Source organism: Ornithinimicrobium murale (assembly GCF_003352835.1).
Taxonomy (GTDB): domain Bacteria; phylum Actinomycetota; class Actinomycetes; order Actinomycetales; family Dermatophilaceae; genus Ornithinicoccus; species Ornithinicoccus muralis.
In genome coordinates, this window is sequence record NZ_QLVD01000005.1 from 17975 (window position 1) to 37812 (window position 19838).

The 19838-nt window shown below is 68.4% G+C and carries 19 protein-coding genes and 1 riboswitch; of the genes, 10 read left to right on the forward strand and 9 right to left on the reverse strand.

Features of this window, described 5'->3' with window-relative positions; all coding sequences use genetic code 11:
• Positions 1 to 34 precede the first annotated feature (34 nt).
• From DPQ65_RS02110 to DPQ65_RS02120, 3 genes are all read left to right on the forward strand, one after another.
• Positions 35 to 475, forward strand: coding sequence for an HIT family protein (locus DPQ65_RS02110; protein WP_114905740.1), 441 nt, complete (start codon positions 35 to 37; stop codon positions 473 to 475).
• Positions 472 to 1446 carry an endonuclease/exonuclease/phosphatase family protein gene (locus tag DPQ65_RS02115; RefSeq protein WP_238146625.1) on the forward strand — a complete coding sequence of 325 codons (975 nt, stop codon included), beginning with the start codon at positions 472 to 474 and terminating at the stop codon, positions 1444 to 1446. Before DPQ65_RS02110 ends, DPQ65_RS02115 begins: the two co-directional genes overlap by 4 nt.
• 164 nt (positions 1447 to 1610) lie before the next feature.
• Positions 1611 to 2438 (forward strand): lipoate--protein ligase family protein, encoded by an 828-nt coding sequence (locus tag DPQ65_RS02120; RefSeq protein WP_202862974.1) that lies wholly within the window; start codon positions 1611 to 1613, stop codon positions 2436 to 2438.
• On the opposite strand, the gene DPQ65_RS02125 is transcribed toward DPQ65_RS02120, so the two are convergent.
• Positions 2352 to 3806 (reverse strand): P1 family peptidase, encoded by a 1455-nt coding sequence (locus DPQ65_RS02125; protein ID WP_202862975.1) that lies wholly within the window; start codon positions 3804 to 3806, stop codon positions 2352 to 2354. The genes DPQ65_RS02120 and DPQ65_RS02125 overlap by 87 nt on opposite strands.
• 188 nt (positions 3807 to 3994) lie before the next feature.
• Positions 3995 to 4867: a DUF1684 domain-containing protein gene (locus DPQ65_RS02130; RefSeq protein ID WP_114905742.1), complete on the reverse strand. Its 873-nt coding sequence runs from the start codon at positions 4865 to 4867 to the stop codon at positions 3995 to 3997.
• Positions 4868 to 5022: 155 nt separating this feature from the next.
• Here DPQ65_RS02130 and DPQ65_RS02135 point away from each other — a divergent pair, with 155 nt between their 5' ends.
• The 3 genes from DPQ65_RS02135 to DPQ65_RS16425 all read left to right on the forward strand — a co-directional run bounded on the left by DPQ65_RS02135 (position 5023) and on the right by DPQ65_RS16425 (position 8666).
• A complete protein-coding gene (locus tag DPQ65_RS02135) occupies positions 5023 to 5943 on the forward strand; it encodes a LysR family transcriptional regulator (RefSeq protein ID WP_114905743.1) in 921 nt (306 codons plus the stop codon).
• 179 nt (positions 5944 to 6122) lie between these two features.
• The gene (locus DPQ65_RS02140) at positions 6123 to 7658 is read left to right on the forward strand and encodes a hypothetical protein (RefSeq protein ID WP_114905744.1); all 1536 of its coding nucleotides are present in this window, start codon (positions 6123 to 6125) and stop codon (positions 7656 to 7658) included.
• Positions 7659 to 7751: 93 nt separating this feature from the next.
• Positions 7752 to 8666, forward strand: coding sequence for an Ldh family oxidoreductase (locus DPQ65_RS16425; RefSeq protein ID WP_420330063.1), 915 nt, complete (start codon positions 7752 to 7754; stop codon positions 8664 to 8666).
• Positions 8667 to 8853: 187 nt separating this feature from the next.
• On the opposite strand, the gene DPQ65_RS02150 is transcribed toward DPQ65_RS16425, so the two are convergent.
• Positions 8854 to 9612 (reverse strand): GNAT family N-acetyltransferase, encoded by a 759-nt coding sequence (locus DPQ65_RS02150; RefSeq protein WP_114905746.1) that lies wholly within the window; start codon positions 9610 to 9612, stop codon positions 8854 to 8856.
• A gap of 90 nt (positions 9613 to 9702) precedes the next feature.
• Between DPQ65_RS02150 and DPQ65_RS02155 the strand changes: the two genes are divergently transcribed.
• The gene (locus DPQ65_RS02155) at positions 9703 to 10227 is read left to right on the forward strand and encodes a YbhB/YbcL family Raf kinase inhibitor-like protein (RefSeq protein ID WP_114905747.1); all 525 of its coding nucleotides are present in this window, start codon (positions 9703 to 9705) and stop codon (positions 10225 to 10227) included.
• A gap of 1 nt (position 10228) precedes the next feature.
• Here DPQ65_RS02155 and DPQ65_RS02160 read toward each other — a convergent pair whose 3' ends face one another.
• Complete coding sequence (locus DPQ65_RS02160) at positions 10229 to 11689, reverse strand: DUF1731 domain-containing protein (protein ID WP_114905748.1); 1461 nt, start codon at positions 11687 to 11689, stop codon at positions 10229 to 10231.
• A 68-nt stretch (positions 11690 to 11757) separates the two neighbouring features.
• On the opposite strand from DPQ65_RS02160, the gene DPQ65_RS02165 reads away from it, so the two are divergent.
• Positions 11758 to 12030: a hypothetical protein gene (locus DPQ65_RS02165; protein ID WP_114905749.1), complete on the forward strand. Its 273-nt coding sequence runs from the start codon at positions 11758 to 11760 to the stop codon at positions 12028 to 12030.
• 9 nt (positions 12031 to 12039) lie between these two features.
• Here the strand turns inward: DPQ65_RS02165 and DPQ65_RS02170 are convergent, their stop codons facing one another.
• From DPQ65_RS02170 to poxB, 4 genes are all read right to left on the reverse strand, one after another.
• Positions 12040 to 12984, reverse strand: coding sequence for a methylenetetrahydrofolate reductase (locus tag DPQ65_RS02170; protein WP_238146626.1), 945 nt, complete (start codon positions 12982 to 12984; stop codon positions 12040 to 12042).
• A gap of 17 nt (positions 12985 to 13001) precedes the next feature.
• Complete coding sequence (gene metB / locus DPQ65_RS02175) at positions 13002 to 14198, reverse strand: cystathionine gamma-synthase (protein WP_114905801.1); 1197 nt, start codon at positions 14196 to 14198, stop codon at positions 13002 to 13004.
• A gap of 113 nt (positions 14199 to 14311) precedes the next feature.
• Positions 14312 to 14430, reverse strand: a riboswitch (SAM riboswitch).
• Positions 14431 to 14533: 103 nt separating this feature from the next.
• On the reverse strand, positions 14534 to 14992 hold the full coding sequence (locus DPQ65_RS02180) for a hypothetical protein (RefSeq protein WP_114905750.1): 459 nt from the start codon (positions 14990 to 14992) through the stop codon (positions 14534 to 14536).
• A 55-nt stretch (positions 14993 to 15047) separates the two neighbouring features.
• Positions 15048 to 16775 carry a ubiquinone-dependent pyruvate dehydrogenase gene (gene poxB / locus DPQ65_RS02185; protein ID WP_272947625.1) on the reverse strand — a complete coding sequence of 576 codons (1728 nt, stop codon included), beginning with the start codon at positions 16773 to 16775 and terminating at the stop codon, positions 15048 to 15050.
• 162 nt (positions 16776 to 16937) lie between these two features.
• On the opposite strand from poxB, the gene DPQ65_RS02190 reads away from it, so the two are divergent.
• The gene (locus tag DPQ65_RS02190) at positions 16938 to 17582 is read left to right on the forward strand and encodes an NAD(P)-dependent oxidoreductase (RefSeq protein WP_202862976.1); all 645 of its coding nucleotides are present in this window, start codon (positions 16938 to 16940) and stop codon (positions 17580 to 17582) included.
• Between the two features lie 275 nt (positions 17583 to 17857).
• Here the strand turns inward: DPQ65_RS02190 and glnA are convergent, their stop codons facing one another.
• Complete coding sequence (gene glnA, locus DPQ65_RS02195; RefSeq protein ID WP_114905752.1) at positions 17858 to 19282, reverse strand: type I glutamate--ammonia ligase; 1425 nt, start codon at positions 19280 to 19282, stop codon at positions 17858 to 17860.
• A gap of 116 nt (positions 19283 to 19398) precedes the next feature.
• On the opposite strand from glnA, the gene DPQ65_RS02200 reads away from it, so the two are divergent.
• Positions 19399 to 19833, forward strand: coding sequence for an RDD family protein (locus tag DPQ65_RS02200; RefSeq protein ID WP_114905753.1), 435 nt, complete (start codon positions 19399 to 19401; stop codon positions 19831 to 19833).
• The last annotated feature ends 5 nt before the right edge of the window (positions 19834 to 19838 follow it).

Genomic DNA, 19838 nt, shown 5'->3' on the forward strand with positions numbered 1-19838 from the left:
CCCGCCCCGGTCGCTGCTCTGCCATGCTGGGACCGTGCCGGAGCGCCCTTGCCAGTTCTGCGCGATCGTCCGTGGTGAGCAGACCGCGGAGGTCGTGCTGGACACCCCTGAGGTGATCGCCTTCCTGGACCGGCGGCCGGTCTTCAAGGGGCACGTGCTGGTGTGTCCACGGGAGCACGTCGTCACACTCACCGACCTGCCCGATGAGCTGCTCCAGCCGGTGTTCGCGGGTGCGCGCCTGATGGCGGCGACGGTCAAGCAGGCGCTGGGCAGCACCGGGTCGTTCGTGGCGCTGAACAACACTGTCAGCCAGTCCGTGCCGCACCTGCACGTGCACGTCGTGCCGCGCACCAAGGGTGATGGTCTGCGGGGCTTCTTCTGGCCGCGCAGCACCTACGCAGACGGTGAGATGACCGAGTATGCCGACCGGTTGCGGGCGGCCATCGACCTCTCCAGCGGTGGTGCTGCCGGGTGAGAGACCCGCGACCGCCCGCACCGATGCCGGACCACGTCGCCGCCGACCTCGCCGGACTGCGGGCCGCGCTCGCCGACCAGGTCGTGCCGAAGACCGCGGACAACCTGCTGATCGGCACCTGGAACATCCGCGCGCTCAGCCGCTACACCGACAAGTGGACCTCGCAGGACAGCGACAGCCCGAAGCGCGACTGGCACGCGCTGGCCGCGATCGCCGAGGTCATCCGGTGCTTCGACGTGACGGCGATCCAGGAGACCAGGCGCGACACCTCCGCGCTCTTCGCGCTGTTGTCGCTGCTGGGGGAGGACTACCGCGTGATCGCCTCCGACGTCACCGAGGGTGACCAGGGCAATGACGAGCGCCTGGCCTATCTCTATGACAGCAGCCGGGTGCAGCCCTCCGGCCTGGTCGGCGAGATCGTGCTGCCGCCCCAGGCAGAGGGGGAGGTCAAGCAGTTCGCCCGCACGCCCTACGCGGCCGGCTTCGTGCGCAGCGGCGTCGAGTTCATCCTGACGACGGTGCACGTGCTCTGGGGCAAGAAGCCCGCAGACCGCCTGCCCGAGCTCACCGCCTTCGCCGAGTGGATGCGCAGCTGGGCGGACCGGCCCAAGGACTGGAACCGCAACCTCATGGTGCTCGGCGACTTCAACATCGACCGGCACGACGACCCGCTCTGGCAGGCGTTCTTCTCCACCGGCCTCTATCCGCCCGCCGTCCTGCACGACGTGCCGCGGACGATCTTCGACGACGACCGTGAGCACCACTTCTATGACCAGATCTCCTGGTTCACCCCGACCCTGTCGGACGGCCGGACCATCTCGCGCCTGGAGGGGATAGCGTTCGATCAGGTCGGCGGCAACGTCGACTTCGTGCCGCACGTGCTGACCGACGCTGACCTGACGCGCTCGCAGATGTCGTGGCGGATCAGTGACCACTACCCGCTGTGGTTGGAGTTCCACGTGGGCGGGTGAGCACGGTGCCTGCGGATCAGGTCCTTGCGACGGCGCCAGTGCGGGCAGGCCATCCTCTGTGTCATGCGGTTTTCGGGCTCGAGCCCAAAAACCGCATGACACAGCACCGGGCTCGTGGCACCTGCGGCGGGCGCGGCGTGCAGCGGTGTGGGTAGATTGCTCGCGTGGAACTGATCCGGGGACGGGTGGCCGCGGCTGACCCGGCGCTGGAGATGGCCGGCTCGCAGGCGCTGCTGCGTCGCGCCAGTCGCGGTGGGGCTGAGCACGACGCCCTCCGGATCTTCCGCCCCACGCCGATGGTCGCCTTCGGGCGCAGCGATGCCAACCGACCTGGTTTCGCTGCGGCAGCACAGGCATGCCGTGACGCGGGCTTCACACCCGTCATCCGGTCCGCCGGCGGACGCGCAGTGGCCTGCACGTCCGCCGCGCTGGTCCTGGACCACGTGCAGCACGACCCCAGCGCACAGGCAGGGATGACTGCTCGCTTCGAGGACTACGGCGCCATGCTTGCCGACGTGCTGCGCGACGTGGGCGTCGACGCCCACGTCGGCGAGGTGCCGGGGGAGTTCTGCCCAGGAGCACACTCGGTCAGTGCCCGCGGTGTGGTGAAGCTGGTCGGCACCGCCCAGCGCATCGTGCGCGATGCCTGGTTGTTCAGCTCGGTGCTGATCATCGACGACGCGCCTCTGCTCGCGCCCCTGCTGACCTCTGTGTATGACGCGTTGGGTCTCAGGTTCGACCCGGCATCGGTCGGGGCGGTCAGCGCCGAGGCACCAGAGGTCGCCGTCGACCTGCTGGAGGCGGCGCTGACCGCGGCCTATGACGAGCGCTTCGGTCTCGCGGACGTCGGGTGGGACCCAGCGGTCATCGCCGAGGCCCGCGAGAACGTCGCCGACCACCGCGCATCAGGAGAGCGCCACCGCCTCGGGTCGCCGCCGGCGCAGAGCGGCGAACGCGCCGAGCGCCAGGAGGGCACCGCCCGCGGTCAGTGAGCCGATCGCCAGCGTCGTGGGATCCGGTGACCCGACCAGGCCGCCACGGTCGCCGCCGCCGTCCACGACCGGGGCGGCCGCGGCGCTGTCGGAGGAGTCCTCGGTGTCAGACTCCTGGGCCGAGCGGCTGGCACCGGGACCGGGCACCGGCGTCTGCTTGAGCGCCCGGCTGGCCCGCTCGAACTCGGGGCGGGTCACATCGGGTGCCGCGCCAGCGGTGCGCCACTGCTCCAGCTGCGGCATGTCCGCGCAGGCCGACGGGTAGGTGTCGCAGTAGCTGAGCCGGCCGTCATGGCTCTCGGCCGACAGGACCGCCTTGGCGATCGCCCGGGAGAGCGTCGTGGACCCGGCGTTGAAGATGCTGTTCAGTTGGCGGGAGTCGGCCGGGTCGTTGATCTGCAGGGGCTCGCCCTCGCCGGTGGAGACGGCGAACACCGTGTCACCGTCGGAGAGCGTGTGGATCGGGTAGATCGCCCGCGCCATCCCGTCGTGGGCGTTGCCCGACATACGCTGGGCGGCCGCCTTCTCCAGCGGGGCGTTGGTCACCACGACGGCGATCGTGGTGTTCAGCGACTCCTCCGATGTCTGCTGCGCGGCCGCGGAGTCCTCGCTGTCACACTCCTGCGCCGAGGGGGCCTGATAGCCGTCGAACTCACCGCCGACGCCGTAGCGCACGCCATAGAGCGAGCAGTCGAGCGGGTCCACCGGCGAGCCCGCCGGGTTGACGATGACCATCGCTCCGACCCAGATCCCGTCTCCGAGATAGGTGCTCGCGGTCCCGACGCCGCTGCGCAGGCCGCCACCGCGGGCGCCCGTGCCCCCACCGACACTGCCCTGCCGCACCGGCCCGTCGACCGCTGCCTCGGCCGCCAGGTAGCCCCACTCCGCGGAGGTGCGCGCCTTCGGGTCGCCACCACGGTTGAGGTCATAGATGTCGGCTGCCGGGACGATCGGGGCCACACCGGCCGAGCCCAGTGGCACACCCTCGCCCCGGTCCTCAAGCCACCGGATGATCCCGTTGGTCGCCGACAGCCCATACATGCTGGAGCCGCCCAGCTGGATCGCGTTGACGCCCGGGTTGGAGTTGAGCGGGCTGAGCAGGTCCGTCTCCTTGGTGGCCGGTGCCCCGCCACGCTGGTCGACGCTGGCGACCGACATCTCGGGGGTGTAGATCACGGATGTGCCGGTCAGGAAGGGGGCGGTGTCCGACTGGACCTGACCGACGTGCACGCCGGGCACGTCAGTGATCGCGTTGTGCTCACCGGGCTGACCGACGACCTCCTCCGCAGAGGCGGCTGGGGCCAGCGACACCGCGCACAGGGACGAGGCGATCGCTGCCGTCAGCAGGGCAGGCAGGATGGGTCTCATGAATGGCTCTCCGATCCACGGGGCCGCCGCGGACCGGGGGAGCGCCGCGTGCTGGCCGGGCTGATGAGGTCACGGAGCCGGAAAGGCCGACGCCGTATGCCGTGAACCTACCCTTGGGGGAGGGAGGCGGGACAGGACTTTGACCGACTCCTTAGCCGGCCTTGGGCAGATCATGGAGCCAGGCTGCTTCACCGTGCATACGTCGCCACCCTGGCGACCACCTCAGCAGGTTTCTTCTCGCCTGCTGAGATTTCCACCGGGATGTGGTTCTCTGGCGGAGCGATGGGGCAGGTGACGAAATTGGTGAAAGCACAGGGCAGGGCTGCAAGATAGTTGAAATCGACGTAGTCGATACGGTCACGCGTCCCGCTGACAAACTCCAGATCAACAACCCGACCCGCGCCATATGTGCTCTTGCCGCTGCTCGCGTCTCGGATCTGCAGGACGGGTTGGATCCCCGAGGGGGTCTCCTTGCCGATGACCAGTGGCACAAACTGCTTCCCCTCGAGTTCGAAGCTCAGCCGTCCAATGACGGAGGTCGTCTCGCGGACACCGGTCTCGACCGTCGACGCCTCGACGTCAAGCGTTGCCAGAGGCTCATAGACTGCGGGCACTCTCCAGGCGGGGTCGTAGTCAAATGTGTCCAGAGACGATAAGTCCTTGCGTGCTGCCTCACGAGGGTCTCGGACGCGAACGGCGAAGATCTTGCTCCCGGCGTCGTTGGTGCGCACGACGGTGTCGACTTCGCACTCTCCAAAATAGACAGGCACGCTGTCGCCATTGCTGTAGACCATGTTCCGGCCAGGGACGATCTCGACCGGTGCCACTGGGTAGTGGCCATCCACCGACAGGTTGGCCCCCTCGGACGGCGGTGTGTAGATGACCCTGCTGTCACGAACCGACCACTGGCCAGGAAGACTTTCGAGTTCGACTCCGTCTTCTCCTTCCTCGAGCCAGTGCTGTGCGACCAGCGAAGCCCATCCATAGGGTCGTGTCAGGGTCGCGATCCGCTGGTGGCGCCACTCACGCCAGTGACCCTCAAGATGCTCCTTGGTCGTCATCGCTCAAAGCTCCTCACGGTAGGGATCCATCCGCCCCGGCAGGTGCCCGCGATGCAGGTCGGAGCGATCCGAACCACCATCCTGACAAGACTCCACCCTTGCAACAATGCCCATTGTCCTTGCTTGCCTATAGCGGTTACTTATAGCCTCTGCCAGTGTCCATTGAACTCAAGCATCTCCGGGTCCTCGCAGCGATCGAGCGAACGGGGACCATCTCTGCCGCGGCGAGGGAGCTCGGCTACTCGCAGCCCGCGGTCTCCCAGCAGATCACCCTCGCGGAGCGAAACCTCAAGACGCCACTCCTGCACCGCACGCGTTCTGGCGCAACCCTGACGGAGGCGGGCCAGATCCTCGCGGGGATCAGCACCGCGATCTTGCCGCAGGTCAGCCGGGCCCTGTCCGAGATCGATGCGATCGCGGGGCTGAGGAGTGGAACAGTCCGCATCGCCGCCTTTCCCAGTGCGGCGGCCGTCTTGATCCCGGATGCACTGTCGGCGGTCCGAGCCGAGCATCCCGGCCTGCAGTTCCTGGTCACCGAGCGTGAGCCGCACCAAGCCCTACACGCCCTACGCTCGGGGGACTGCGACATCGCCCTCGTTTACGAGTATGCCTCGAGCCTCACGCAGGAGGAGGCAATCGGCCTGCTGCCTGGTGAGACCAGTTTCGCGATAACCCAAGAGGCGATCAAGGTTGCTCTTCCACTGGGGCATCACCTCTCGTCTGAGCGGGTGATCGATCTGAGGGACCTCGCCAACGAGGCCTGGATCGCCAGTCGCTCCGAGGGCCGATCACATGTGGTCGAGCTGTGTGAAGCGGTCGGTTTCAGTCCGCACATTGCCTTCGAAACGCACAACCACGTTGCCGTCCAAAGGCTCGTCGCTGCGAACCTCGGAGTCGCGCTCCTCCCAGAACTCGTGGCGGTCGCTGGGACCACCACTCAGACGATCAAGCTTCTTCCCTGCTCGCCGTCATCGATTCGTGCCGCGCGAGCAGTCACGACTACAACGCTGTTGGCCGTGCCCGGCGTGCCGGTCACCATCAAGGCGCTGGGTGAGGCGGTCAGCTCACACCTGTGAGCAGGCGCCATGGGGCTCACTCTTGCCAGAGTGCCCTCGGAAGGGTGCCCGCGGAACGCAGCGCAGGCATAGCGTTTGCTTATATCGGGTCAAGGAAGAACGTCGTTGACCGCATATCGGTAGCGCTATACGTTCGACCACTAGCGTCGCTCCGCCGACGAAGTCACCAGGAGGTCACCATGTCCGCAGCGCACTGGGTCTACCTCGCCTGCGTCGTGATCATCATCGTGTTGTTGATCGCTCGTCAGAACATCGTCATTCCGGCCATCGCTGCAACGTTCGTCACCGTCCTCGTGTACACCGGATCCTTCCTTTCCGGCATCTCGTCCATCTTCACTGGAACCTTGACGGCTGGCGTCACGCTATTCGAAGTGTTCATCGTCGTGGCCTTCGTTCGTGCCCTTTATGAGGCTCTCAAGGATGCCCGTGCCCTGAATTCCATGGTGTCACCGTTTGTCTCCCTGATGCGTTCACACGCCACCACCTTTTGGGCGCTGGCGATAGCAGTCGGGATCTTCTCGCTTTTGTTTTGGGCCACAGCGACCGCCGCGCTAGTTGGTGCCGTCCTCGTCCCCGTCGCTCTACGGATGGGGCTTTCGACCAAGACCATCGGTGCCGTCATGCTCGTTGCCGGCGGCATCGGCACCTCCGATTACGTCCTGCAGGCACTGCCGGGCTTCACCTCCAGCGCAGCAGGAGTTCCTGCGCCAGCCATCGCTGAACGCGCCATGATTATTGTGCTGTTCATCGCGGTTCCTGGGCTCATACTTCTGCAACTCTTCGAGCGCCGTCGGACGAGACAGGAGGTCCTGGCGCTTGCGGGTGCGGCAGCGCGTGACTCCGAGCGGGCCTCTTCCGTGTTGCGGGGCAGCCCTGACGAAGCGCAGCATCTCGCTGCACCACAGAGCAACCAGCGTGAGCCCGTTGCCGCCAGTGACGGTCCTGCATCGTCGATCTCAGGGGCGGGGGCAGATGTAGGGCCTCACGGGAACAGTGACCTGACACGAACGGCGTCTCAGGAGCGGCGCAGCCGGGGCCTCGGGGTGCTCGTACTCATGGCGTTTGCGGGCCTAGCCGTCTACATGATTCTGCCGCGATTCACCGATTCCATCGCGATCCAGGCGAGCGGAACCGCCCTGGTGACTGGCTTGGCGCTCGTTCTGCTCGTGGTGGTCACTGCGGTGGATACTCCGCGCAACGTCCTCGAGCGGGCCGCGCAGCAATTTTCTGACGGCCTCACCTTCTCTTTCAAAGCGATGGGGCCAGTCCTGCCCATCGCTGGCTTCTTCCTCCTGGGAAATGCGGACTACTCGGGGCAGATCACGGGCACGGAGGATGCACCCGGGTTCTTCTTGGATGCGCTTGCTGAGTCCAGCAGCTTCATCCCCCAGAGCCCCTTCTTTGCCGCCTTTGCGGTCGTTATCATCGGTCTCATCGCAGGTCTTGACGGCTCTGCGATTGCCAACATCCCGATGGTTGCCTCGCTTGCAGCTGGCCTGGCCGAGGCCACTGGGGCAGATCCGGTGACCATGGCAGCACTGGCGCAGGTGTCCGCGGTGTGGTCCGGCGGTGGCATGCTGGTTCCCTGGTCGTCGTATGTGCTCGTGGTGGCCGCCATTCTGGGAGAAAGCCCAGTCACCCTCGTACGGAGAGTGTTGCTGCCCACGGCGATCGCTTTCGTGTTTGGCACAACAATGGCGATCTTGTTGTTTTAACCACGACCAGTGGAAGTTGACCCAAGGAGATGAAGTGCTGGCTGATGCACCCAAGGCGTCGGCAGACCGCATGGTCGCCAGGAGCGCCAGGTGATGGGGTTGAACGCTGAGGACTGCATCCCCTGGACGCGGCTGTGTGAGCACGTTCGGGCTGCTCTTGACGACGATGGTCCCGACGCCCAGCTGGCAAGTGAGGCACTCGTTGAAGCTGAAGCGCTCGGACAGTCACACTTTGGTATCGGCCTGCTCCAGCGGTGGCGGGCGGCTGAGGGCGAGACTCGCAAGCCGTCAGCGGAAAGCCAATCCGGTCAGCTGCACCACTGGGATGTCGAAGGGTTGTTCGGCCCGCTGGTCCTGGCGCGCGCCTCCCGGGTGGCGGCTCGTGAAGCCCGCGGGTCTGGGATGGCGGCTGTCGTTTTGCACGGGCTGGGTGGGTCTGGGCGGCTCGCGCCATTTGCTCAAGCAATCGCCACACAAGGATTGGTGGGGGCGGTCTTCGCCGCGTCGCCCCCGCTCGTCGCAGCACATGGGGGCAGCAAACCTCTCTGGGGCACGAACCCATTCGCGCTCGCAGTCCCTGGGCACAACACTCCACTGGTCGTGGATGCCAGCACCGCGTCACTCACGGCGGCCGCGCTTGCTGAGGCGCGATCCTCGGGTCATGACCTGCCTGAGGGGGCAGCGGTCACCACACGAGGCGAGCCGACGCGCGACCCCACCGACGTGGCTGCCCTGTTGCCGCGTGGTGGCTTGTTGGGGACGCTTGCGGCAGTCCTGGTGGAGTCTCTGACAAGCGGGTTGGCGGGCCAGAGCGCAACATCCGGCTGGCGCTCAGCAACCGTAATGGCCTGTGAAGCAAGGGCGCCCATCGCGGAAGTTATGCGGGATCGTATCGAGGCAGCCGACGCACGCGAGCCGGGAAGTGGCACGCGGGAGGCACTCATGCACGCACGGCGCCACGGGGTCCCGCTTTCGCCGGCTGTGGGATCGTTCCTGGGCCTCACCTGAGCCTGGACTTCCCAGGTCGCCAGGAACTCGGGGACAACAACGCTCAGGTCGATCCGCGACTCCGGAGGCCCGCAGAGTCCGTTGTGTCATGCAGTGCCAGGGTTCGAGCCCCCGCACTGCATGACATAGCACGCTCACGCGCACCGAAGCTGCACCCGCGCGAGCCAGGGTCGATGTCCTGTGGTGCCTACCCCTCGATGTAGACCGTCGTCTGGCTGCCGACCGGCTCATAGCCCAGCACCTGGGCCAGCCGGGTCGACGCCTCGTTGCCCCAGCGCGCCCGCCACTGCGGGATCAGCCCGGCATCGAGGGCGGCGTTGGTGCCGACAGCCGCAGCGAGCACGCCGTAACCCCGGCCGCGGGCCTGGGGGCTGGTGAGGACACCCATGTGCGCCAGCTTGTCGGCCCACACCACGTAGCCCGAGCCGGCCAGGGGGACCGGCGGCGCCTCCGCGGTGTCGCCGTCCTCGTTGGCAGAGACTTCAGGTTCAGACCCAGCACCAGACCCGGTCCCAGCGCTCCGGGAACGGTCCAGGATGACCCAGCGATGCGGCATACCGCCCAGTCCGACCTCGTCGACGTCGGCGGGGGAGCAGGCCTCCTCGAGGGTCGCGACCGCGTCCTCGTCCTGGGTGGTGGGCAGGTCCGCGTGCTCGACGCGGAGGTCGGTGTAGGAGAGCTCGGCCGCCCCGAGTGGCCGCGCACCGTGGTCGGAGGCCAGACGCATGAGGACCGGCAGCAGAGCCAGCTCGTCGTCCCGGAGGTGGCTGGCACGCTCCAGCGCCCACGACGGGCCGCTCAGCACACCCTGTCCCAGGATCCGCACGAAGGAGACCGTCTCGGCGGCCGGGTTGTGGTGCAGGACACGGTCCCCACCGTCCAGCCGCTCGACGTCGAGCAGGTCGGCCCATGCCTGGCGGATGGTCTGCTCGGTCTCTGGGCGCACGCGTTCAGCCTAGTGGGTCTCAGCGGAGGTGGTCCGGCGGGCCTGTGCCCCCACCCGGTCCCGGCGCAGGATTCTCGATAGCCTCGGAGCATGAGCCTTGATCGACCTGTCACCCCGAATCCCTACGACCTGCTGCCCGCCGTGCCCTCGTTCACGGTGACCAGCACCGACGTGACCGACGGCCAGCCGCTCGGCGACGCCCAGGTGGGCGCCAAGGGCAACAACGTCTCGCCGCAGCTGAGCTGGTCCGGCGCCCCGGAGGGCACGAAGTCCTATGTCGTCACCTGCTTCGACCCGGACGCGCCGACACCGTCCGGCTACTGGCACTGGGTCCTGGTCGACCTGCCCGCCGACGTGACCTCCCTGGACACCGACGCCGCCTCGAAGGCGTTGCCGGGCAAGGCATTCCACGTCCGCAACGACGGTGGGGAGCCGGGCTTCCAGGGCGCCGCGCCGCCGGAGGGGGACCAGGTGCACCGCTACTTCTTCGTGGTGCACGCCGTCGGTGAGGAGACCCTGGGCGTGACCGAGGACGTCAGCCCGGCCGTCGTCTCCTTCAACCTCGCCTTCAAGACCCTCGGCCGGGCCATCCTCACCGGCACCTACCAGCACTGAGTCAGCTGGTCAGGTCGATCAGCGCACCCTCCAGGGTCGGGTGGGCGAACTCGAAGCCCGCCTCCGTCGTCACCTCCGAGGTGACGTGCCGGCCGGTCAGCCCGAGTGCCGGGTCGGTGCGCAGCGCGATGCTGCCCATCCGGACGAGCGTGGACGGCGTCGGGGGAGCGGCGCGGCGGCGGAAGCGCCTCCGCAGGGTGGCCATGAGCTCGTGGTTGCGCACCGGGTGCGGCGCAGCAGCGATCAGTATCCCGTCGGGCAGGTCCACCTGCGGGTCCAGATCGAGGGTGGCTCGGACGAGCGCGAGCCAGTCGTCCTGATGGATCCAGCTGAACCACTGCCGACCCGAGCCGACCCGTCCGCCGAGGCCGGCGCGCGTCAGCTGGGTCAGGCGGTCCAGGGCCGGGGACCCGTTCTGCAGCACGATGCTGGTCCGCAGGATGGTCACGTGCTCGGCGTTGGCGCCCTCGGCGGCCTCCTCCCAGGGCTGCGCCACCCCGGTCATCTGCGGGAGGGCGTTGGGGCCGGCGGGTAGCGGACTGGACTCGGTCAGGCGCAGGTCGCCGGCGTCGGACCAGATCGCCGTCGTGGAGCCCTGGACCCAGCGGGCCAGCGGGGTCTCCAACTGCTGGCTGGCTGCCACGAGTGCCCGCGTCGGGTGGACCCGCGACTCGCGCAGGTCCCTGATGTTGTCCTCGGTCGGGCGCGCGTCGACCAGTTGCCCGGCCAGGTTGATCAGTGCCGTGCGGGCCGGGTCCTGTGCCAGCTCCTCGACCCACGGCCCCAGGCTCGCGCCGTCCCAGACGACCTGGCGGTGGGGGAGGTCCAGGTTGACCTGTCGGGTGAGCAGCGCGACCTCGTGCCCACGGGCGGTCAGGTCGGCCGCGATCGCGCGGCCCAGGCTGCCCGAGCCCCCGGCGATGACGACCTTCAGCAGGTCCGGGTCGGGCTGCGGCCGCAGCATCCGGTGCAGTCGGACGACAGCGAGCGGCCAGTCCGCGATCAGGTCGGCGCCGACGCTGGCGACGATGGCGGCAGTCATCGGTCCGCTGGCGTGGACCGTCTGCTCCAGGGTGGTGCCTCCCTCAGGGTGCTCGTGCAGCGACCACCTCACCCCGGAGCCGCCAAACGGTGCAGGTTGTCCGAAGGCCAGGGTCCGGCCCGGCTCCACCTCGGTGATCCGCAGCGGGCCAGCGGTCCGCCCGTGCAGGGCGGCCGCCCAGCCCCGTGCCGGCAGGTAGTGGCCCTGCTGACCCGGCGCCACCGGCGCGGCCTGCGCCCCGACCACCGCAGCGGCGTGGGAGACGTGCGCCTCGGCATACTCATGCGGCGGTCCCGGCTCCAGGGTGAAGGAGCGGATCGCACCGCTCCACGCCGGCCACCGGGTGGGGTCGCCGACGATCTCCCAGAGCTCGGCGGCGGGGAGGGCGAAGAAGTGGCGGAGCGTCCGCTGCCAGGTCATGGGGCCAGCCAACCACGCGCCGGTCCGATCTCCCCGACCGAGGCGCCGCACCGTGCGATTCTGGGGGCATGACCTTCGACAACGAGCCACAGGGCCCGGAGCAGGGACCGAGCCAGGTGCCGAGCGCGAGAGCGAACCGGGCAGCGCGCAACAAGCGACAGGCCTGGCTCTACATCGTCATCGGTGTGGTGCTGGGTGTCGTCGCGGTGCTCGGGCTCCTCGCCGACGACCGCGGGTTCCTGGACTGGGCCCTGCTGGTGCTGGCGATCGCCAACCTGGTGATGGGTGTCATGGCGGTGCGCAGCCCCGAGCCGCGGGTGCCCGAGCCCACCGACGACTGAGCGGGGCGCTCAGGACTCGAGCAGGTCGCGGATGGCACCGGCCAGACGCACCGAGGCCTCGATCTCGACCCTGCGGTTGGAGACGCTCTCCACGTTGAAGCCGAACGGCACGTCCAGCCGTCGGCAGAAGGTCGCGAGCTCAGCGGCCGCCGCGGCGCACTGCTCATAGGACTCGCTCAGCGGGTCGGGTGCGTGCTGCAGCTGGTTCTGCAGCCAGCGTGGGACGTGCACGCCGAGCCACTGCAGGAACTCCAGGGTCTTCAACGAGCCGCACACCGACAGGGTGAACACCAGGTGGGCCGGTTCGACCCCACGGCCCCGGCAGGCGTAGGCGTAGTCGGAGACCAGGTCCTTGGCCCAGGTCAGGTCATAGACCACCTGGGTGACGAAGAAGGAGGTGCCGGCCTCCTGCTTGCGCAGCATCCGGTCGTGCTCGTTGGTGTGCCGGGCGTGGCGCTCGGGGATGGCGACGCTGCCCAGCGAGAGCAGGCTCCCGGTGTCCTGCCACAGCGACTGCGCCTCAGCCAGCCTGGTCCGGACGGGGGCTGAGCTGGAGGAGGCGCCCACGAGCACGGTGGCGACGCGTTGCGGGTCCTGCTCGCCCAGCCAGGTCTTCAGGTCGGCGGGCTCATACTTGCCGACGGAGCGATAGATGATGACGGACCCACCCCAGCCGCTCAGGTAGTCGGCGTGGAAGGCCCCCGGGTCGAGGGTGCGCACAAAGGGGAACGGCCGCACGTCCGGGTTGCGGTCCGACTCGTCCTCGATGTCGTAGAGCACCAGGGCGTCCAGGCCCAAGGGCCGCAGCCGCTCGATCGTCACCTCGGCGATGCGGCTCAGGTCCTCCTGGGGCGTCGCCTCCCGCGGTGGGGTCAGGCTGAACAGCCGCAGGGGGCGGGCCAGGTCGGTGAGCCGGGTGCCGAACCCGACGGGCTCGGGGGTCTGTGCTGCCACGTGTGCCTCCTCCCGGGTCACGCTACGCCGCGGTATGCCGTGCTCGTCACCCTGTCGGCACGGTCCAGGGCCGCCGACAGGTCGGCGCGCAGGTCATCGACGTGCTCGATCCCGACGGAGACCCGCAACAGACCGTCCCGTATGCCGGCAGTCCGGCGGGCGTCCGCGCTCATCGAGGCGTGGGTCATGGTGGAGGGGTGGGCGATCAGGCTCTCGGTCCCGCCGAGGGACTCGGCGAGACTGAAACATCGGAGCCCGGTGACGAAGGAACGGACCGCCTCCTCACCGCCCTGCAGCTCGACGGAGAGCATCGCGCCGAAGCCGTCCTGCTGGCGGGCCGCGATCTCGTGCCCGGGGTGATCTGGCAGACCGGGATAGTGGACTGCCTCGACGGCGCGGTGGTCCAGGAGGAGGTCGACCAGGACCTCGGCGTTCTCCTGGTGGGCGCGCAGCCGGGTGTGCAGCGTGCGCAACCCGCGCAGGGTGAGATAAGAGTCGAACGGGCTCCCGGTGATCCCGAGCACGTTGGCCCAGTGGTCAAACTCCTCGTGGAGTTCTTGCGTCCGGGCGATCACGGCGCCGCCGACGACGTCGCTGTGGCCGTTGATGAACTTGGTCGTCGAGTGGACCACGGCGTCCACACCGAACTCGAAGGGCCGCTGCAGCACCGGGGAGAGGAAGGTGTTGTCCGCCACGACGAGGGCTCCCGCTGCGTGGGCCGCGTCGGTCACGGCAGCGATGTCGGTGATCCGCAGCAGCGGGTTGGACGGCGTCTCCAGCCAGACGACGCGCGGCGGGTTCGGGCCGGTCAGCGCTGCCTCGAGCGCGTGCGCGTCGGAATAGTCGATGCACTGGTAGTCGAACTGCCCTCGTCCCGCGAGGGAGTCGAACAGCCGCCAGGTGCCGCCGTAGCAGTCGTGCGGGATCAGGATCGTGTCGCCGGGGCGCAGCAGCGTGGAGACGCACAGCGTGATGGCCGCCATGCCGGTGGCGGTGATGGTGCCGGCGTGACCCCCCTCCAGCGTGGCCAGGGCCTCGGCCAGCAGGTCGCGGGTCGGGTTGCCGCTGCGGGTGTAGTCGTAGTCCCGCTTCTCACCGAACTCGGCGAAGCTGAAGTTTGAGGAGAGATACAGCGGCGGGACGATCGCTCCCTGTGCGGGGTCGGTGTCGATGCCGGTGCGCAGGCCGCGGGTCAGAGCGGAGATGTCGGTCATGACGGTGCCTTTCCCAGGTGTCAGGCCGCCAGACGCTGGGTCCGGGTGCCAGACCATGCGGTTGACCGGGAAATGGCTGCACTCCTCAGGCGACGTGCAACGTCGTCCGCGAAGCTCCATCTTCCGGTCTCCCCGAGGGGAACCGCAGGATGTGGCACCTTTTCCGCGGATTGCTCCCCGGAAGGCTGCCCCGGCTTCATCGGGCCTGTCCCTCTGCCGGTCGTGATGGATTTCGTTTGTGAACCTACCCCATGCGCCGAAGGAAGCCAAGGGGCGGGGTGACACTATCGAGGTGTGTCGGCAGAATCTGCGGTTGGGTGCAGGGTGCAGGACAGCTACGGAGTGCGCCGAGCCAGGGCCACGATCTCCTCGTGGCCGGGCTCCGGGATCCCCACCGACAGCAGGACGAAGCGCTGACGGGGATCGGTGGTGCGCCGGATGCGCTCTTCCTCCTGGACGGAGGCCACCACGATCATCGTGCCGGCCAGGGCAGAACGGATCGGCGGGGTGATCGCGCTGGCCGTCGGGCTGATCACCGCCAGGAGCTGTCCACGGCGGGAGACCGGCAGTCCCCACGCCCAGGCCGGCATCGACCGCGCCGCGTAGGCGTCCAACCGGCCGGGCGTGCTGAACATCTCCCGCGTGAGCGGCACCAGGGCCCGGCGACGGTTCCGGGCGCGGAGCACGTTGCGCGCCCGGTCGTAGGCCGCGTGGACGGCCAGCTCCCTGGCGGTCGCTCGCGCGACGGCTGCGTGCGCAGCGTCGACGACCTTGTCCGGGGAGCTCTGGGCCACCAGAGCACTCTGTCAGATGGCACCGACGAGGCCCCCGGACGACTCGCCCGCCGACTCAGAACAACTGCCGGAAGTTCGCTCGCGCCAGGTCGAGCAGTTCGTCGCCGCGCCCGGAGAAGACAGTGCGCAGGGCATATAGCGTGAATCCCTTGACCTGCTCGGCCTGGATCGCCGGCGGGATGGTCAGCTCCTCCCGCTCGGTCACCACGTCGAGCAGGGCCGGGCCGTCGTGGGCCAGAATCTCGCGCATCGCGTCCGGCAGGTCCTTGGACTTCTCGACCCGGAGCCCCTTCAGGCCCAGGGCGTTGGCCACCGCTGCCAGGTCGGGGTTCTCCAGGTCGGTCGCGTAGTTGACGTAGCCGGCCGCCTTCATCTCCAGCTCGACAAAGTTGAGCGAGGAGTTGTTCAGGACCACGATCTTGACGGGCAGCTCGTTCTGGGTGAGTGTGAGCAGTTCGCCCAGCAGCATGGTCACGCCGCCGTCCCCGGAGAGCGTCACGATCTGTCGCTCGGGATAGGCGGACTGGGCGCCGACGGCCTGCGGCACGGCATTGGCCATGCTGCCGTGGAGGAAGGACCCGATGATCCGGCGTCCACCACCGCTGGTGAAATAGCGGGCCGCGTAGACGACCGGTGAGCCGACGTCGGGGATGAGCACCGCGTCCGGGGCGGCGAGCTCGTCCATCAGACGCGCGACATACTGCGGATGGATCGGCCGCCCTCGCTTGCTGGGTGTGGCGAGGTCGTCGAGCTTCTCCCGGGTCTTGCGATAGTGCTTGAGCGAGTCCTGCAGGTGGCGGCGCTTCTTCTTGTGCTGCACCATCGGCTGCAGGGCTCGGACGGTGTCGCCGACATCCCCGACCAGCCCCAGGTCCAGCGGGACGCGGCGTCCCAGCTGCTCGCCGCGCAGATCGACCTGCACGATCTTCGCCTGAGGCGGATAGAACTGCTGGTAGGGGAAGTCCGTCCCGAGCATCAGCAGGACGTCGCTGTCCATCATCGCGCGATAGCCGGAGGCGAAGCCCAGCAGCCCCGTCATGCCGACATCGAAGGGGTTGTCGTGCTCGATGAACTGCTTGCCCCGCATGGCGTGCACGATGGGAGCACCGAGCGCGTCGGCGAGGGCGACGACCTCGTCGTGGGCACCCTCGACGCCTGCACCGGCCAGGATGGTGACCCGCTCGCCACCGTTGAGTAGCTCGGCGGCGGCCCGCAGCTCGTCCTCGGCAGGGGTCACCGTGGGCCGCGCCTGGGTGATGACGCTGACCCGGTCGTCCTCGATCTCCTGCAACGCGACGTCGCCGGGGATCACGATCACGGCCACCCCTCGCTTCTCGATGGCGGTGCGCATCGCGATCTCCATCACGCGCGGCATCTGGGAGGGGTGGGCGACGAGCTCGGTGTAGACGCTGCACTCCGCGAACAGCTGTTGCGGATGGGTCTCCTGGAAGTAGCCGCTGCCGATCTCGCTGCTCGGGATCTGCGCCGCGATCGCCACCACGGGCACCCGGTTGCGGTTGGCATCGAACAGTCCGTTGATCAGGTGCAGGTTGCCGGGGCCGCAACTGCCGACGCAGACCGCGAGCTCGCCCGTGAGCTCTGCGTCCGCTGCCGCGGCGAAGGCAGCGCCCTCCTCATGGCGGACGTGGACCCACCGCATGGTCCCGTCGGCACGCATGGCGTCGGTGAAACCGTTGAGCGAGTCGCCGGAGATGCCGTAGACCCGGCGGACTCCGTTCGCGACCAGTTGGGCAACCATGTTCTCGGCGATGTTCTGGGGCACGACAACCTCCGCAGGAGTAGGGGCTACCCCCACGACGCTACTGCGTGGTCCAGGTCCTGGGCGAGGTGGTCCGCTGGGGCTTCAGTTCGGCCGGACAAGGAATGGGACCGGGGAGTCTTGTGTTGTTGGTACAACTAACCGATTCTCAAGGAGCACACCCTGATGGCACAGATCGTGATTTTCGGCGGCACCGGCTACTCCGGCGGCAACATCGCCCGGGAGGCGGTGGGTCGCGGGCACAACGTCACGTCCTACACCCGCAACGCACCGGCCGAGCCCATCGACGGCGTGGACTACCGCCTCGGATCGATGGCCGACCCGGACGTCGTGAAGGCCGCGGCCCAGGGCGCGGACCAGCTCGTGGTGGCGCTCAAGGCCGAGGACGTTGACGGCGCGCCGATGGCCGCGCGGGTGCCGACGCTGATCGAGGCCGCCCGGACGCATGACGCCCGGCTGTCCTTCGTCGGCGGCGCCGGATCGTCCCTGGTCGCCGAGGGCGGACCCCGGCTGGTGGACGGCCCGGACTTCCACGAGGACTGGAAACCTGAGGCGCTGGCGCACGCCGACGTGCTCGAGCTGATGCAGCAGGCACCCGAGGACCTGGACTGGTTCTATGTCAGCCCGGCGGCTCTCTACGGCTCGTTTGCTCCCGGTGAGACGACCGGGTCCTACCGGACCGGTGGCGACGTGCTCGTGACCAAGGAGGACGGCTCGTCCGAGATCTCAGGCACGGACCTGGCCCGCGCCTATGTCGATGAGATCGAGTCGCGGGCTCACCCACGACAGCGGTTCACCGTCGGGCACTGACCCGACGCCCGCACACCCTGCGCGCGCACCTCAGCTCACCCACTCTGACCCGACGCCGCAGCCCCCAGCCGCGCACACCAACCGGAATCGTCGAGGGGCGCTGCGCATCGTGCCTGGTCACAGGCCTGCGGTGAGCGGGCACCGGTGACGATTCCGGTTGTCCTGCGCGACTAAGTCCCGAATGAGAGGCTCAAGGGCGCCAGAGACCACTGGGGCAGACGCCAACGGGGCGGGAGCGCGTGCAGCGCTCCCGCCCCGTCATGGGTGTCAGAGGATCAGATGTCGAAGTACATCTCGAACTCGTGCGGGTGCGGGCGCAGGCGGATCGGGTCGATCTCGAAGTTGCGCTTGTAGTCGATCCAGGCGGTGATCAGGTCCTCGGTGAAGACGTCGCCCTCGGTGAGGTAGTCGTGGTCCGCCTCGAGCGCCTCCAGCACCTCCGGCAGCGAGGTCGGCAGCTGCGCGATGCCCTCGAGCTCCTCCGGGGGCAGCTCGTAGAGGTCCTTGTCCACCGGCTCCGGCGGCTCGATCCGGTTGCGGATGCCGTCCAGGCCTGCCATGAGCTGGGCCGCGAAGGCCAGGTAGGGGTTGGCCGACGGGTCCGGCACGCGGTACTCCACCCGCTTGGCCTTGGGGGAGCTGCCGGTGATCGGGATCCGCACGCACGCCGAGCGGTTGCGGGCAGAGTAGACCAGGTTGATCGGGGCCTCGAAGCCAGGCACCAGCCGGTGGTAGGAGTTCATCGAGGGGTTGGTGAACGCCAGCAGCGAGGGGCCGTGGGAGAGCAGGCCACCGATGTACCAGCGGGCGATGTCGGACAGGCCGCCGTAGCCGCTCTCGTCGTAGAACAGCGGCTCGCCGTCCTTCCAGAGCGACTGGTGGGTGTGCATGCCCGACCCGTTGTCACCGAACAGCGGCTTGGGCATGAAGGTCGCGGTCTTGCCGGCGGCCCAGGCGCTGTTCTTGATGACGTACTTGAACTTCATCAGGTCATCGCCGGAGTGCAGCAGGGTGTTGAACCGGTAGTTGATCTCCTGCTGGCCGGCGGTGCCGACCTCGTGGTGGGAGCGCTCGACCTCCAGGCCGACCTGTGCCATCTCCAGGCACATCCGGTCGCGCATGTCCGCGAAGTGGTCGACCGGGGGGACGGGGAAGTAGCCGCCCTTGTAGCGCGTCTTGTAGCCGCGGTTGCCACCCTCCTCCGCGCGGCCGGTGTTCCACGCGGCCTCGATGGAGTCGATGTGGTAGTACCCACCGCTCGGCCCGGTCGAGAAGCGCACGTCGTCGAAGACGTAGAACTCGGCCTCGGCGCCGAAGAAGGCGGTGTCGGCGATGCCGGTGGAACGGAGGTACTCCTCGGCCTTCGCGGCGATCTGGCGGGGGTCGCGCTCGTAGGGCTCGTCGGTGAACGGGTCGACGATGGCGAAGTTCATGATGAGCGTCTTCTCGGCCCGGTAGGGGTCGAGGTAGGCGGTCTTCGGGTCCGGGATCAGCTTCATGTCGGACTCGTGGATGGACTTGAAGCCCCGGATGGAGGACCCGTCGAACATCTGCCCCGTCTGGAAGGCCTCCTCGTCGAAGGAGCTGGCCGGCACGTTGAAGTGCTGCATGACCCCGGGGAGGTCACAGAACCTGATGTCGATGAACTTGACGTCCTCGTCCTTGATGAAGGCGAGGACCTCCTCTGCGTTGGTGAACATCCATCCTCCTGATAGCCGCGCGGGTTGCGTCCCGCTCAGGAAAGACAGTAGTTGGCTCCGGTTTCCTGACCGTGACCCCAATGTTTCGCGCGTGTTTCGCGGGTTAACCTGCTGGGGTGACAGCCTCAGCCTATCCGGGTGCCGAGCTGGGCCTCCCGGAGCGCGGGCCCGGTTCGCTCGCCCCGTTCTCCCGTCGCCTCATCGCCGTCTTCATCGACTGGATGGCCTGCACCTTCATCGCCCTGGCCATCCTCGACGTCCCGTGGGGAGGTCTGGCAGGCACCGCCTCCCTGCTGCCACTGGGGGTCTTCGCGCTGGAGAACCTCCTGCTGGTGAGCACGGCCGGCATGACCCTCGGCCACGGGCTGCTGGGCATGCGGGTGCACCGGGTCGATGCACTCAGGCAGGGACGGGCCGGTATGCCGGGGCTCAGGTCAGGCCTGATCCGCGCCGCCCTCCTGTGCCTGCTGATCCCCGCCCTCATCACCGACCGGAACGGGCGGGGACTGCACGACCGGGCAGCCGGCACCCTGCTGCTGCGCAGCAGGTAGACCGC